This window comes from Pseudomonas sp. E45-MNA-CIBAN-0222 (assembly GCF_040310405.1).
In the GTDB taxonomy this organism is placed as follows: Bacteria; Pseudomonadota; Gammaproteobacteria; order Pseudomonadales; family Pseudomonadaceae; genus Stutzerimonas; species Stutzerimonas stutzeri_AC.
Window position 1 is genome coordinate 233,487 of record NZ_JBEOPU010000006.1, and the last position, 14,878, is coordinate 248,364.

Consider the following 14,878-nt stretch of genomic DNA (forward strand, 5'->3'; position numbering starts at 1 on the left):
AGCCAAATACCTTTGATTTCTCAACTGGTCAGGTATACGTTACATTTCATGTGAATTGTCGCGTATACACAACATGGACTACTCCCTCATCACACTGCGCCTCGGCGAGCAGCTTCGGCAGCGCCGTCTCAATCGCGGGCTGACTCAGGCCGCGCTCGCTTCACTGGCCGGCATCACCCGGCAAAAGGTGATCGCCATCGAGAAGGGCGACCTCTCGGTGGGGATGATTGCCTATGCGCGAGTGCTGGCAGCCCTCGACGCTGAGCTAAATGTAGTGCCTGCAGCCATGCCCACGCTTGATGAAATCCACGGAGTATTCGATTGATGACCGCCGTGCTGCAGGTTGCAACGCCAGAGGGTGACAGCGGGAAGATTCTTACCAGCGCCGGAGACTATCTGTTCCGCTACCACGAAGACGCCAAGGCACAGGCCGCGATCAGTCTTCTAATGCCGGTGCGCCTGGACGAATACCGCCATCGGGAGCTGCACCCGATTTTCCAGATGAACCTGCCGGAAGGGTACGTCCTGGAGCAGCTGCGCAACCGCCTGGCCAAGGTGGCGAACGTTGACCCGATGTTGCTGTTGGCGCTGTCTGGTAGCAGTTCGCCTATCGGGCGGGTGGCGGTCAGCTCGCCGGAGGTCGATGCGCTGTTGCGCAGGCAGCAGTTCCCCGGAGAAAAACTCGAAGAAATCCTCGCCTGGGATGGTACAGAAGATATTTTCGCCGGCCTGGTGGATCGCTACATCCTGCGTGCCGGCATATCGGGCGTGCAGCCGAAGGTACTGGTGCCAGAGCATCCGGATTCAGCGCCACAGCGCTTCACCTCGAAAACCTCTGACCTGATCATCAAGAGCGGTCGGGACGAGTTCCCAGGGCTGGCGATCAACGAGTTCCTTTGCATGTCCGTGGCCAAGGAGGCGGGCATTGCAGTGCCGGAGTTCTACCTCTCCGCCAATGCCAAGTTGTTCGTTATGCGCCGCTTCGACAGGGATAAGCAGCTCAACCCCATCGGTTTCGAGGATATGGCGGCATTGATGGGGCTGGCTGCGGAGCAAAAGTACAGCAAGAGCTATTCGGCCATCGCCAAGGCCATCCGCCTGTTCTGCCCGCCCGAGCAGATACAGGGCTCACTGGCGCAGCTATTCGCCATCGTGGCCCTGAGCTGCATTGTCGGAAACGGCGACGCCCATTTGAAGAACTTTGGGCTGCTGTATTCCGACCCGACCCAGCGCGATGCGCGACTCGCCCCGGCCTACGATATCGTCAACACCACGGCCTATATTCCAGAGGACGTACTGGCGCTGGATATTGTGGGCAACAAGTCTCTCTTTGCGTCGCGCCAAGGGCTGCTGGAGTTTGCTCAAGTCTGTGACGTGGCGCGGCCAGAAGAAGTGATCCGCGAGCAGTTGCAAGCATTGGAGCGGGTACTTGCACGCTCAACTGAGCTGGCCGAGCAGGCGCCGCATGTCGTCGCGGCGATTAGGCAGTGTGCTGCACCGTTTATGCAGACGTTTGGCTAGCTCGCTTGGGGCGACTCCAGAGAGTGCCGACTGATACGAAAAAGCCGCGCAATGCGCGGCTTTAAAAGGTGGTGGGCCCACACGGACTCGAACCGTGGACCAAAGGACTATGAGTTGCCTAGAAACGCTGCAAGCCCAGTGAAGTCGGGCGTAGCCTAGCGCAGGTGCAGTGAGCTGAAAGTAGCGTTGTAGAGCGGGTTAAGCGTAATTTGGCGAAATCTGTAAAAGCTGGGCACTGTACCGTCAGCGTACTGTTTTTGTACCGCGAAACGGTCAGGGTTAGCTGTCACATGTTGTTCGCTCTCGATCCACGGCTGTCACCTAGGGGAAATAAATCAGTCCTCTTTTCGATAAAGTCGGTCTGCATTTTCTTTTTCATAGGCTGCATAGCAGGTCTTCAGCGGCAATCGAGTCTCACCCTTCAGCCTGGCCCTAAAATTCATTCGGCGGCCTCCCCTAAGATTTTATTGCATTCCCTAACTACATATTCAGGAATTAAATCGAACTGCGCTGGATCTAATTGAAATATGAACTCATTTTCAATATGGTAAGCTTCGTTGATAAATTTCCTGATAACGGAGTTGTCAATGGTGTCTACATCTAACAATATTCGAGTTAGTTGTAGTTTTTCATAACCATTGGTGCTTTGGCGATACATTGTCTTAACTCGCTCCTCGTCACGGAATAACGCAATCAAGGATAGATAGTCTGCCGGAAGCTCTGGGATGTAGGACTTTATTTCCGCGATTCCTACCGATACGTCATCGGGCGATAGAGGTGCGCTCAAGCCATCATCAGTTTTTGGAATTCGATGGTCTTCGGGGGCTGCGCGCTTCTTAAATAAATTTGACAACACTTGGTATGCAGTTTCAAGTGAGCCCAAAACCTCATAACGGCGCCGCAAATAAATTAGTTTAATTACAGGGTCGTGCGCTGATCCCAATATGGTTTCGCATATCTGTATAAAGGTTTTTATATCGCTTCCTGAGATTGGTTGTTCTGTGATTTGCCCGTTTTTTAGTCGTAAATAAGCTGCGCAAACTTTATTGCTAAATCGCATCCGAACAGACTTTAGCGTATCAATAATCGGTTCGACATCATGGGTTAGCATTAGCACTGTCTTGCCATTTAAGCAGTCTTTTGCACTGCGGCTAAAAAGCATCTCTAAGATCGCATATTTTTTGTTTTTATCGAATGATGATATAGGGTCGTCGAGTATGATTAGGCTTGGATTTTTGGCAATGCACTCATACATAAATAGGACAATTGAAAAGGCATTGCGCTCACCAAAACTCAAGTGCTGACTGCCGCCACTCAGATTGCTTGAGTGATCTATATGTCGTAATTTTAATTGTGATTGTACGCCTTCACCAATGATTGCTACCTGATAGCGATACCCGGCAAAAGTAAGGAATTCATTAATGTCAGTCTGATGTTTTTCAATCAGTTTTTGCATTTCTTTTCGCTGTTGATTTATTTTTCCCTGTAGTGGGCCGGCCTGCTCTATTAGGCTGTCAATTGAATGGTTGATTATAGCTATTGTTTCGTTGGTTTTAGCAGAGTTTAATGTGTCAAAAAACTGAATGTCGATTTTGTAACTCAACAATTTTTGCCCAACAACTTCACCTTCTTTAAAATCGAATCCGGTTAGGCTTTTGAGCTTTTCAAGCTTTGTCACCAAATCATCAATCTGTGATTTAATTGTCACGATAAAGGTTTCGTGCTCTTTTTCAATTCCATCTTTAAGGGATTTAATAACGTTAAGTTTTTCTCGCGCAGGTTCTGAGAAAAATTCCCCTAGCGTATTGATTACTTCGATAATGCTCACTAGGTTTTTTATAAGGTTTTTGTCGTACTCTTGACTCACCTTTGCAATCTGCTCTTTTTTGTCTGCAGAGTCACTTGTGCAAAAGGGGCATGAATCAGATAGTTCAGAAAACTCTTTGTGTCCTTTGGCTTGCCAATCAATCCAAGTGACACTCTTGGGGCTTTGGATAAATGGCTTATAGTGTTCTAGTCCCTGGGGTATGTGATCAATTTTATTTGCACTGGAAAGTGCTTTGGCCCCAGTTGATGTTTTGGCTAAGCCGCCGTTAGCGGTAACTTTAAATGCGCCGCTTAGCTCTTTAAAGTTGGCGAGTAGCATTTCTAAATCAGGGTTGTTTGCAAATTGCTGCTGAACTGCGCTTGTAAGAACTTGGATATCTCTTTCTTTTTCTTTGTAAGCTTCTGTGCGTATAAAAATATCGAAGCTGTTGCTTACCAGTTCGTCGGGTTGAAAGGTGAATTTGCTTACGTACTCTTCGTTAAAGCACATAATGCTGTCGAAGTTTTCAATGCCAGTAACTTCAGATTTGATGTTGTCTGGATTTGCACTGCGGAATTTAAATGGTAATAGCTCGGCTAGCGCCTTGTCGTTTTTAGTCGAGGCGAACTGAATGGCTTTTGAAATGGTGCTTTTTCCCGTGCCGTTTGGGGCGAATTTTATATTTAGCTTGCCGGCTTCGATGGATATTTTTGCAGATGTAAAGTTATTACAATGTCTAATTTTAATTTCCATTTTTGCCATCCTTTTACTGTTGGCTTTTTTACTTTATCGTGACTTGCCTGTTCATTGGCGTGGGAATTAGCTTGTCTTGCAGTGCTTCATGTTTCGAGCCGTATTTGGCTCGTATTCGTTTTATCTTCGCAATAAGAGAAATTGGAGAGAGGCTACGATTTTCAACCTTTCCGCATTTCAGATGCTCTGCATGGTGCGACACTTGGGGAAAGCCAGAGCATCCCCAAAACTGCTGCCCCGCTTTTGCGCCTGATTTCACTGTGCGTATCAGTAACGCGCTGCCGCATTTCGGGCATTGCCGCTCGGCTGTCGGATCGCTACGGCGTTTAAGGTTTTGCACGTGCTCGCGGTGGGTGGCGAGGGTTGGCGCGCGGCGGCCGGTTTGCAGGGCGTACAGCATGGCGTCGACTTCAGCCGCGCTGAATACCGGCTGCTGGAATGACTTGATATAGCGGATAAAGCCGATGCCCTGAGTGACGTTGGCCGGCACCTCGGTTTTGAAGATGCTGCCGCCTACAAAGGTGATGACTGAGTGTAGGTGCTCGGGGTTAACGCCAAGGGTGGTTTCCAGGGCTTTGAGGTGTTTGTAGTTCTGCCGCAGCGGGTTCTGGAATTTGAAAGTGCGGTTGTAGAGCTTCTGCGTCCACTGCGCCTGCTTCTCGCTGCCGAAAATCCAGCCGCTCATGTTCTTCGTTTCCAGCACGAAGATGCCGTAGGGCGAGAGGAATACGTGGTCGATCTGCGTGGTGCCGTCTGGCGTGTTTAGGGTGACATTGTGCAGGCGGCGATAGGTCTGCTTGTCCAACTGCCAATGGGCGAACAGCCGCACCAGGAGTTCGCCAATATGACCCTTGGCCCAAGGCGACTTGAGCAGGCCGATCAGCAGCATCAGCGGGATAAACCATCCCAGCGTGCCCCACACTTGCGTGATGACGGGAGTGAAGTCCATTTCTCTGCCTCGATTGATTCCGCAACTTTCCGGAGCTTACCGAAAGCGAGTGTAAATGAACGAACGTTTATTTCTCTTGATCCAGAGCCAGCGCAATGCTTTGCCATTCGGGCTTGAGTCGATAGCGCAGATAGGCGATGAAGGCTCTGTCACCCAGGCGCCAGAATGAAGAGGGCCTTCGCGTTTTCATGGATGCAGTCGATCGTTTGCATGTGTTCGTCTTTCATCGCTCCTGCGGACCCTGCGCAGTGTGACTAGTGAATAAACCGGACGCTTAGATCGAGGGTCGGGTATTGCCCATCTGCGATAGGCAGCCGGAGCCAGCCTTGCACCTTGTCATTTCCGAGATACCAGCGGCCGTCACGGTGGGCTAGGGCAAGGCTTTCTCTCGAGCTACCAAAGGGGCCTGGGTTTTGTTGAGCTATCTCCAGTGTGTCGCTGCCGACGCTGGCGATGATCGCAACGTGCCCGTAGCGGTTGAGTAGTGATGGGGCGAACACCAACAGATCGTCCGCTTGCGGCGGCATGGCGCTGCCGTTGGTGAACTGCAACATGGCTCGCCTGGCATTCATGCCGCCATCACTTACACGGGGATCGAAGAAGTCTTTGGCATGCCCGTAGGTGTCCGGCATGCGGTGGCCGTGACGCTCGAAATAGTAGCGTTTGACGAACTCGACGCATTGATAGCGAAGGCCTAGGTTATAACCATCCTGAGCCAGGTTACGGCCTTGCACCGTGTTGACCCCGCCGTTGTAGTAAATGGCTACGCCGTTTAGCTCATCAAGCTGCTCGCCGACGGCATGCTGGGGGTTGGGGTTTACTCGGGTAACGGCGGCATAAACCGCCAACGCGGCCAGCGGCAGTAGCGCACCGGCAGCGAGCAAGGTGCGTAGGCGTTTTCTCATCTCAAGACTCGCTGCCGCCAGGTTGACGCGGCACTTGGAAGATCAGCGTGCTTTACGCTCGAACTCGTCTATTTCGGCGAAGGCTTTACGGTGCTCGGCTTGCGAGGCGTAATCGCCAATGATTTCCTTGACGGCCTTCCCGGTGAGGTTCTCACCACTTTGAGCATCGCGAGAAAAGGTGACTGCAAAACGTCTACCGGCTAGATCCAGGTAGAGGTAGTAATAGTCTTCAGGCTTGTTCGGCTCGGCAAATGCGCTGTAGGCGTAGCGGATGCGATGGCTGAGATCTGGCGGGTTGTCGAGGAGTACCGACCTGTCCAGCTCAGGAAATTCATCCCGCAACTCGCTACTGGCGATTAGCGGCAGCTCCGCATGTTGATGCGCTTTAAAAGGCAGCGGTTTGCTACGCAGCATGGTGACATTGCTAGCCCCACCATCGGCTTCGATGTTCCGTGGCTTGTACATGCCGGTCGCGAACCATTGGTCTGCGTTGAACATTTCTTCGTTTTCAAATCCGCCGTAATACATCTTGATTGTCCGTGGCATTTCGCCCTCCTTGGCATTCAGATAGAGCCCGGTCGATAGGCTAGCGGCCAAACTGATACTCCATAGCAGCCGCTTGTTCAAAGGTTTCATAGCGGTGTGTATTCGCGCAAAGCGGCCGGTACACCAGTTGGCGAGTCACCGGCGCGAACGGGGCGGACAGCTCCTTCCGCGTCGAGCGGGTAACCAATCGTTCGCTCGTATGCATCACGGCTTTTTGCGTGGCGTGCGAGTAACTCATCCTGGGCGGTGGCCAATTTCACAGGTTCTCTGGGCGGAGTCTCGGTGGGCAGCTGGTTGTTGGTGTCTTCACTGGAAAGGCGGTGAGCCGCTATGCGCTTTTGATAGCTGCTAAGTTGCAGCTCATAGCGATCCATCGCACGTTTGTCCGCTTGAACCCTCCGACTCGCACTCTCCAGGTTCGCGCGATCATCGGTATTGCCATAAGTCTGATCATAATTGCTGCGCCGCGGAAATGCCCAGACCGGGGTCTGAGTGGCGTTGGCTATAAGCTGCGCCAAACTCTGTTCGTAGAGCGGGTCTTCGCCTTCATTCACGTACACATCGGCATCAATGCCGAGGCCGGTCCTGCAAGCATAGGAGTAGATCTTCCCCCTCAGGTCAAACGCCTCGGGCTCGAGCATCCGGGCTTGGGCGTCGCGCATGCGGTAGCTGTCGGCCTTGGCTAACTCGTAACCAAACTCAATGGCCCCTACCAAGCCATGGGCGAACAGGTCGAGCTGCTTTATCTCTCGTTTTTCAGCAATGCGTGAGTTGATGAAGTCGAGGAGGTGGGCAATTGAGTCGAGCTCCTGATATTTGGCTTTGTAGCGGCTCTCGAGCACGTCCTTCACCGCATCGAGTAGAGGGCGTTCGTAGTCTTCGGTGAAGATCAGGAAGATGCGCTGGGTGGTGTCGTCTGCACTCGCCTCTGGATAACGTCGGATCTGCCGGATGCCTTGATTGATGAAGCGCATCTTGTTGCCTTTTTGGCCCCTTAACCTCTCCATCATCGTCATATGCGATGCGCCGACTACGGTGATGAAGTCTCTTTGCAGGGCGATGGGGATTTGCCGTATGGCGTGTTGCGCGCTCGTCGTCCCTGTGTGGAATGTTGTCATTGCATCTGTCCTTAGAAGCTAATGCCCTGTTGCCTGAGGTGTTTGGCTGCATCCCGTCCCCAGCGGACGATCACGGCCTGGGGGTCTTTGGTGAACACTCGCTCGGTATTGCCATAGGCATTGGTGTAGCCCACGAAGCGCTGGCCATCGGCACACTCCACGCAATAAAGCGCGTCCTTAACTGGCTGGCCAGTATTGCTGTCGATCAGTTGATACTGCTCGCTGTGCCTTGGTAAAACCTCAGGGGCGGTGAACGGTGCACTGCCCGATTGAGTTCCGACCACTACGTCGCCGGAGCCTGTAATGATGATCCCGCCGTGGGCCGTAGCGCTGCCCAGAAAGGCGATGGGCTGGCCGTTTATCAAGATGCTACTGATGCCTTCGGCAACCGCATCGCCACAGGCCGTACTGTCCCCGACCCTCAGAGTGGGCAACCCATTGATCAACACGTTAGGAGAGCCGCTGGTGGTGGCGTTGGTGCCGTGCCCGGTTTTTGGACAGGCATTTAGATCGGTAAGTCGAGCGGCGGGTTTGGCCATGGTTGAACGTCCTTGTGCATGGGGTGTGCATTCTGGGCGGTATCGGTGACTCTCGATGTGGTCGAGGTCACTGTTCGAAGCGTTGGTATCCGGCAGGCATCCCCGCACCATGCCTAGGGTATTGATCTATATCGTGTCATCCATGGTCGTTTTCATTCGTGAGCCGGTTAGCGAGCCTATTCGGCTCACTGTCTAATCAGGCCGCAACCTGCGGCCTCACTGTGCGACCTCCGCTACTGCATCACTTCGAGTTTATAAAGCCGTTCCACATCTTGCCCCGCGCATTGGGTGCCGAAGGTGTTCCCGTATACCAGCACGTCATAGGAGCCGGTTTTAGTCGGTGTTCCTTGGATGAGGCCATGCTTTTTCCTTGTTTCATGGCTCAACGCTAAGCCTTCAGGCAGGGGGTGGGCTGAAGCCACTAGCAGTTTGCTAATAGAGGTGCTTGCGTCGACCACATCAAACCGAACGCTATATGGCGTCCCTACTTTGGCGATTGGAAGTTCTGTGGGCATTAATTGGGGCTCTGGTCTGGTAGCGCAGCCGGCAAGGACACTGCCAAGCATCACAGCTTCACAGCTTCACAGCTTCACAGCTTCACAGCTTCACAGCCGGACAACATCATCACCAATCCGCCAATGGCGAATGACCTAAATCTCATGTGCATTTCCTTCTGCGTTATGGGATTCGGGTGAGTACCTGGCCACCAAAGATCTTCTCGAGCAACTGGTCTAGCCGATAGCCACGGGTTACCAGGTGCCCAACCATTCCCCAAGAGAAAAAAAACTGGAGCGGTAATATCTCTTCCAGCGAAAGGCGCTTTCAACTTTAAGAGCACCTTGAGTTCGTCGTCCCGTGCATCTCCAGCCTGGCTGTGCTGTGCTCACGGGTTGATTAAGGAGTGAGCAGATACTCCTGTATCTCCTCCGTCAGTGTTCGCGCGATAACGTGTACTGCGCCCACCGCCAGGCAGTCGCACCAGGCAGCCCTTTTTCAGAAGGTCGCTTAAATGACGGGTAGCAGTTGCTTTGGAAACCTTGGTCACGGTTTGGTATTGAGCGGCGCTGATACCGTCCTCAAAGCCTCGTTCGCGGCCATCCAGCAGGCGGTTGAGCACTTTGATTTGTTCGATGGGAGGGGCTGGCCGCGGTGCTTCTGCCAGAAGCGAGCTTCGGCCAGCACTCGGTCGATACGGGCAAGGGCTTGCTCCAGACTCTTCGGTATCACCACCAATGGCACCGAGCATGCCGAGCAAGCGCCCCTGAGCCTGAGCGCAGGCGCGCAGCAGCGGGGCGAGTGCATCGATCTGCCAACTGAAGTGCGGCCAATTGGCTGCTGCCAGATCCAGCCTGGGTCATTCATGGGGCTGCTCGTCTGTGAGCCGATTAGCGAGGTTATTCGGCCCATATGGTGAGCCGATATGCCGGCTATTCGGCTCACTGTCTAACTGCAGGCTTGAGCTGGGGAGGGCAGGCCGCTTTTCCATCGCGCACAAAAAAGCCGCGCAGTGCACGGCTTTGAAGGTGGTGGGCCCACACGGACTCGAACCGTGGACCAAAGGATTATGAGTTGCCTAGAAACGCTGCAAGCCTAGTGAAATCGGGCGTAGCTTAGCGCAGGTACAGTGAGCTGAAAGCAGCGTTGTAGAGCGGGTTAAGCGTAATTTTGTGAAAACCTCAGAAGCTGAGCACTGTACTGCAAGTGTACTTTTTTGGCCTTAGAGTGGTCAGGTTCTACTTGCCATCGGATCAGCAAAAATATGGTGGTGCTACTGGGGATAGACCGCGAGAATAGAGATGGCCATCTCCTGCCTTTTTCTCTAGCATTCCTCACCAAACCAATGGAATGGAGCTTTCATGTCTTCTGCCCCCTCATTTGTAACCCCTCTACGCTATCCCGGCGGTAAAGGTCGACTAGGAGCTTGGCTGGCTGGCCTGATTAAGCACAATGGAGTGCAAGAGGGCTGCTATGTTGAGCCGTATGCGGGTGGAGCCGGGGCGGCTGTCTATCTACTGGTGAACGATTACATAGACAGGATTGCTATCAATGATCTTGATCCAGTGGTTCATGCCTTCTGGTGGGCGGTGCTGAACGATACAGATCGTCTCAAGGAGATGATTCTGGAAACCCCGGTCAACATGGATACTTGGCACGCTCAGCGCGAAATCATTACCAAGCCGGATACTGCAGATCGAACTACTTTAGGTTTCGCTACCTTCTTCCTGAATCGAACAAACCGTTCTGGAATTATCAAAGGCGGAGTCATTGGCGGCCAGAAACAAGTCGGGAAGTACCTAATAGATGCACGCTACAACAAAGAAAATCTAGCTGAAAGGGTTGCCAGAATCGGTAGTCTTCGGGGACGGATTCAACTCTTCAATATGGATGCCATGGAGCTATTGACTCATCCTGATCTAGAGCTGAATAAATCCTCATTAATTTATCTGGATCCGCCCTATTATGAGAAAGGCAGCCAACTCTATCGAAATCACTATCAGCCGGATGATCATCAAAAGATTGCCCAGCAGGTGGTGGGTATAGATACACCTTGGTTAGTGACTTACGACAACTGTGTTGAAATTAATCAGCTATACGCCCAAGCTAACGGGGTGAAATTTTCACTTCATTACTCCACTCACATGCTCAGGCCAAAGACGACGGAAGCGATGTTCTATGGAAACCTTGAGCTGCATGCTCCTCCTACGCTAAGACGATAAGCTACCAACATTCGATAATGTAGTCTTTCAACTCGCTCCACATGGAGTTGAGGGTTTCGCCATTAGGGAAATGAGCGGTAGAGTGTAGATATCGTTGTAAGGTACTTATGGTTAGCATTCCTCCATCCTCCGCGCAGTGTCTCAAGACTACGTCTAGGCTGACTTGGGAGAGTTTTCCATTTAGATGCATGTGTTTTGCGGAGCACTTAACCTTTTCCCTTAAAGGTGTATTAGGCTCCAGTCGTCGAATCGCATCTGGATTAACAGTGAGATAGTGGTCAGAGCTTAGCTCTAAAAGCGCCCGAAGAAGGAAGGCAACTGATATAGGAGTGCCTTTGTCTCCCGAATGCTTGAGGGTTGCCAGCTCCCTCACAATGTCATGAACTTTTATTTCGTTGCTGGGTATATTTAATTCATGGTTTCTAGTTGTGAATAATCTTTCTCTTGTGCCTGAGCGAGGCTTTGCAATCTTACCTTCATTGCTGTTAGTGCTACTGGAGGGGGCTTTAGTCTCATTGTCAGAGTCAAGGTACTGGACTCCTAAGGCCGCTGAGATAAGCTGAGGGGGCTGTGCCTCATAATCGCCCCACTCCCCAGTCTGTTTTATATCCTTTACGAAATCTTTTCGCTGATCTTTGCTTTTAAGTTTCGTTACTGATGCCTCTCCTGATGCCATAAGCTCCAAGACAGCAGTGATGGCTCGATTGAAGTAATCTTCATCAGCAATTCTATAAACTTTACCCTTCGAAATGTGGCATCCCAGTTGCTCGCGCACTGCTGGGGTGCTTAGTAAGCGGTATAGAGTCGTCGTGGGGATGTTTTCATACTGATCAGAGTTTATAAGCCCTTTCGAAAGGGCATACGATAGAATTTCTACCGCAGGTCTATTTGTGCTTCGCTCACCGAGGCGGGCTAGAAAACTGTCGTATTCTTTTGCACCCCAAGATGAAACTCCGGCTCCTCCTGCTTCGCCGCCATGTCGTAACTGGATCCAGTATGCAGCGTCTGGAAAATCCTTAAATATTGCAAATTCTACTCTCAACGGTATTCTTGCCGTCGCTTTGCTTCTTGTTTGCTCATACTGTTTGCGCAGTTTTGGGTTTGGACAAAGATTTGGGTTGTTGAGGAATTTTAGCGCCGCAACACGGCGATTGCCTTCGACGACTATCCAAGGTTTTTTGTCACCATCTTTCGAGGGAATGACGCCTAGAGTGTCAAAGGGGCTAAGTCCTTTGGCAGCGATCTCAGTGGCAAGCTTATATACTTTATCGCCAATTAGGCCAGTGCTCATCCATTCATATATTTCGCTTTGAGAATGTCTTTCCCCATGCCTGGCATTTTCGGAGTCGAGTAAGGTGCTATTAATTGAAAGGCTCTTTTTTGTTGTCATCCGATGGTCTCACTTCCGATTTTGAGCAGTTGTAAGAAGTTGGCTGGTAAGTGGGCTAGCTATGTCTCTCATGTAGGAGCTTTGCTGTTTTAATCGCAGCTGCTCGTAGCTCAATTTCAAAAGCTTTAACCTGCTCAGGGTGCTCCTCGAGCCATAGGGGGATTAGTTTCCAATTTGAGATATGGCCCAGCTTGGCTCGCATCCATTTCTTTGCTGACTCACGCTCTTTTATGTTTGTGTCAGTGTCAAATAGATGGTTTTTTAGCTGGTCGGTAGTCACTCGCATTTTTCTCAAAGCGGCGCGTGAGGTTGGATAGTTTTCATTGTTTTCAGAAAGTACTTTAGCAAATTCATATATTGTCCGTTCAGGTGACATTCCTTTTTCACCTTGAACCTTTCCTCCGGGCAGCTTCACTACGTTGGTTGGAGATCCTTTGCCTTTTTTTACAGTGGCGTCGGCATCCACAACAATCAGAACTTTTTTGAAGTGGCTGTCAAATTTTTGGAGTCCCTGTAGGTTGTCGCACCCTACGCTGATTGGTATAGGCTTTAATTTTGCCCCGCACTCTGAGTTTATGCTTCTCTTTAGTCCTAAATTAAGCAGGTGCTTAAGAAAGAAGTCGGCTTCTGCGTCCTCTAGGTAGATCTTTAGTTCTTTGCTTTTTTGTTTTGGAGGAGGCGTCGGAGCAATGAGTGCCATATCTTGCTGAATTTCACGGAGAGAGATGTCGTCCGAAACATATGGCTTCTCTGTGTCCATGATGTACACGATACTGTCGGTATATTTGCCTTTTCCACCTATTGGGTTATTGTCTGGGTGGACGGCCTCTATAAGGGAAAGTGAGTGGGTGGTCGCCACTACTTGTACTTCAAGAGTTTTTGCGGCCCAGCGAATTTTTTCAAGAAGCTTCTTTTGGGCGTGAGGATGGAAGCCGGCATCAAGCTCATCTATTACTAACAAACCACCAGGATACTCTGTGCCTTGCTCTCGCTTGATCTTGCGAAATGACGCGAAGGCTGTCGCAATTGAGCTGAGGCTATCTTGCCCTAGGGAGACGCTCCTAGGGCTATGAGAGTATTCGGGGTGTTTGTTTAGTTTCTTGGTGCCCTTAACTGCTTGCGTGGTTATAGTGTTCTTAGCGGCTGTGCTCTTAAATCCAATAACACTCTGAACGAAGTCGGCTATAAAATCTGCATCTGTGCAGTCAATGCTTATGTCTAGTGAGTTCTCTACGGAGTCAGGGTCACTTTCACCTATGGGTAGCATTCGTGCCATCCCTAGATAAATTGTGGGGATAGGAACTTTTGCAGCCTCTCCGACTACCTGATTTGTTCCTGGGATTGGAAAGTCATCTATTGGGTGGTTTCGGGGTACTACGCGGACTTCTAGACGCCTTGTCTCTTTTGCTGCAGATATAACTGTTCGCTTTGCTAGGGCGCATCGCTTTGTTAGTTTCGCTCCATTCATGTCGTACTCAAGAAAAGGGTTGGGTAGCTCCTCTTCTCTATCGTTTTTATCTGAGAACTCAGTCTTGTAGTCTAAGTGGATAATGTCATTTAGGTGTCCAAGAAATTGTCGGCCCAAGTATGTTTTGTGCTTACGATTTCTGAGGCCGGAGCCATTCGCGACTAGCGCGAGGATTGTTGATTTTCCTATTCCGTTGTGGCCGCAGATTAGTGTGAGCCGATCAGAAAATGTTATTTCTATCTCTTTTAGCTTTCTAAATTGTGGTTTATCAATTAAAAGCTTTTTAAGAGTGAATTTTGCCATCTCTGTACCTTACTTTAAGACTCTGGGTATAGTTTTGTTTTAGGGGAATAGGGGACAGACCACGATTTCCTGTTCTCACATGCATTTCAAACGCTCTGTATCGTTCGGCACTTGGGAAACGCCGAGCAGCCCCAGAACTGTTGCCCCGCTTTCGGGCCAGACTTCACGGTACGAATCAGCAGTGCGCTGCCACATTTCGGGCATTGCCGCTCGGCTGTCGGATCGCTCCGGCGCTTGAGGTTTTGCACGTGCTCTCGGTGGGTGGCGAGTGTGGGGGCGCGGCGGCCGGTTTGCAGGGTGTGTAGCATGGCGTCGACTTCGGCCGCGCTAAATACCGGCTGCTGGAATGACTTGATACAGCGGATAAAACCGATGCCCTGGGTGACGTTGGCCGGCACTTCGGTTTTGAAGGTGCTGCCGCCGACAAAGGTGATGACCGAGTGCAGGTGCTCGGGGTTAACGCCAAGGGTGGCTTCCAGGGCTTTGAGGTGTTTGTAGTTCTGCCGCAGCGGGTTCTGGAATTTGAAGGTGCGTTTGTAGAGCTTCTGCGTCCACTGCGCCTGCTTCTCGCTGCCGAAGATCCAGCCGCTCATGTTCTTCGTTTCCAGCACGAAGATGCCGTAGGGTGAGAGGAATACGTGGTCGATCTGCGTGGTGCCGTCTGGCGTGTTCAGGGTGACATTGTGCAGGCGGCGGTAGGTCTGCTTGTCCAGCTGCCAATGGGCAAACAGCCGCACCAGGAGTTCGCCGATGTGGCCCTTGGCCCAAGGCGACTTGAGCAGGCCGATCAGCAGCATCAGCGGGATAACCCAGCCCAGCGTGCCCCAGACCTGCGCGATGATAGGGGTGAAGTCCATTTCCT

The 14,878-nt window shown here is 51.3% G+C and carries 13 protein-coding genes and 3 pseudogenes; 3 read left to right on the forward strand and 13 right to left on the reverse strand.

Annotated elements, in window-relative coordinates; genetic code table 11:
- Positions 1–73: 73 nt before the first annotated feature.
- Both AAEZ08_RS11480 and AAEZ08_RS11485 read left to right on the forward strand, forming a co-directional pair.
- Positions 74–325 (forward strand): helix-turn-helix transcriptional regulator, encoded by a 252-nt coding sequence (locus tag AAEZ08_RS11480; protein ID WP_102820714.1) that lies wholly within the window; start codon positions 74–76, stop codon positions 323–325.
- Positions 325–1,521 (forward strand): type II toxin-antitoxin system HipA family toxin, encoded by a 1,197-nt coding sequence (locus tag AAEZ08_RS11485; RefSeq protein ID WP_181066263.1) that lies wholly within the window; start codon positions 325–327, stop codon positions 1,519–1,521. Before AAEZ08_RS11480 ends, AAEZ08_RS11485 begins: the two co-directional genes overlap by 1 nt.
- 439 nt (positions 1,522–1,960) lie before the next feature.
- On the opposite strand, the gene AAEZ08_RS11490 is transcribed toward AAEZ08_RS11485, so the two are convergent.
- From AAEZ08_RS11490 to AAEZ08_RS11535, 10 genes and pseudogenes are all read right to left on the reverse strand, one after another.
- Entirely contained in the window at positions 1,961–4,081 is a 2,121-nt protein-coding gene (locus AAEZ08_RS11490; RefSeq protein WP_181066262.1) for an AAA family ATPase, read from the reverse strand.
- Between the two features lie 177 nt (positions 4,082–4,258).
- Positions 4,259–5,030, reverse strand: a pseudogene (locus AAEZ08_RS11495) (nuclease-related domain-containing protein).
- Positions 5,031–5,097: 67 nt separating this feature from the next.
- A complete protein-coding gene (locus AAEZ08_RS11500; protein WP_258189103.1) occupies positions 5,098–5,220 on the reverse strand; it encodes a hypothetical protein in 123 nt (40 codons plus the stop codon).
- Between the two features lie 64 nt (positions 5,221–5,284).
- Positions 5,285–5,935, reverse strand: coding sequence for a CHAP domain-containing protein (locus AAEZ08_RS11505; RefSeq protein ID WP_219856828.1), 651 nt, complete (start codon positions 5,933–5,935; stop codon positions 5,285–5,287).
- 42 nt (positions 5,936–5,977) lie between these two features.
- The gene (locus AAEZ08_RS11510; protein WP_181066261.1) at positions 5,978–6,481 is read right to left on the reverse strand and encodes a hypothetical protein; all 504 of its coding nucleotides are present in this window, start codon (positions 6,479–6,481) and stop codon (positions 5,978–5,980) included.
- An 86-nt stretch (positions 6,482–6,567) separates the two neighbouring features.
- Positions 6,568–7,599, reverse strand: a complete 1,032-nt coding sequence (locus AAEZ08_RS11515; RefSeq protein ID WP_181066260.1) for a hypothetical protein — start codon at positions 7,597–7,599, stop codon at positions 6,568–6,570.
- Positions 7,600–7,610: 11 nt separating this feature from the next.
- Positions 7,611–8,249: a PAAR domain-containing protein gene (locus AAEZ08_RS11520; RefSeq protein WP_181066259.1), complete on the reverse strand. Its 639-nt coding sequence runs from the start codon at positions 8,247–8,249 to the stop codon at positions 7,611–7,613.
- 122 nt (positions 8,250–8,371) lie between these two features.
- On the reverse strand, positions 8,372–8,653 hold the full coding sequence (locus AAEZ08_RS11525) for a putative Ig domain-containing protein (protein ID WP_419581677.1): 282 nt from the start codon (positions 8,651–8,653) through the stop codon (positions 8,372–8,374).
- A 368-nt stretch (positions 8,654–9,021) separates the two neighbouring features.
- Positions 9,022–9,356 (reverse strand): annotated as a pseudogene (locus tag AAEZ08_RS11530) (hypothetical protein); the annotation flags it as partial.
- A 52-nt stretch (positions 9,357–9,408) separates the two neighbouring features.
- Positions 9,409–9,486, reverse strand: a pseudogene (locus AAEZ08_RS11535) (hypothetical protein); the annotation flags it as partial.
- A gap of 508 nt (positions 9,487–9,994) precedes the next feature.
- Between AAEZ08_RS11535 and AAEZ08_RS11540 the strand changes: the two are divergent.
- Positions 9,995–10,855: a DNA adenine methylase gene (locus tag AAEZ08_RS11540; protein ID WP_374416416.1), complete on the forward strand. Its 861-nt coding sequence runs from the start codon at positions 9,995–9,997 to the stop codon at positions 10,853–10,855.
- A 1-nt stretch (position 10,856) separates the two neighbouring features.
- Here AAEZ08_RS11540 and AAEZ08_RS11545 read toward each other — a convergent pair whose 3' ends face one another.
- The 3 genes from AAEZ08_RS11545 to AAEZ08_RS11555 all read right to left on the reverse strand — a co-directional run bounded on the left by AAEZ08_RS11545 (position 10,857) and on the right by AAEZ08_RS11555 (position 14,873).
- Complete coding sequence (locus AAEZ08_RS11545) at positions 10,857–12,245, reverse strand: hypothetical protein (RefSeq protein ID WP_374416414.1); 1,389 nt, start codon at positions 12,243–12,245, stop codon at positions 10,857–10,859.
- A gap of 55 nt (positions 12,246–12,300) precedes the next feature.
- Positions 12,301–14,016 (reverse strand): AAA family ATPase, encoded by a 1,716-nt coding sequence (locus tag AAEZ08_RS11550; RefSeq protein ID WP_436538531.1) that lies wholly within the window; start codon positions 14,014–14,016, stop codon positions 12,301–12,303.
- An 86-nt stretch (positions 14,017–14,102) separates the two neighbouring features.
- Positions 14,103–14,873, reverse strand: a complete 771-nt coding sequence (locus AAEZ08_RS11555) for a nuclease-related domain-containing protein (RefSeq protein WP_278618420.1) — start codon at positions 14,871–14,873, stop codon at positions 14,103–14,105.
- Positions 14,874–14,878 lie beyond the last annotated feature (5 nt).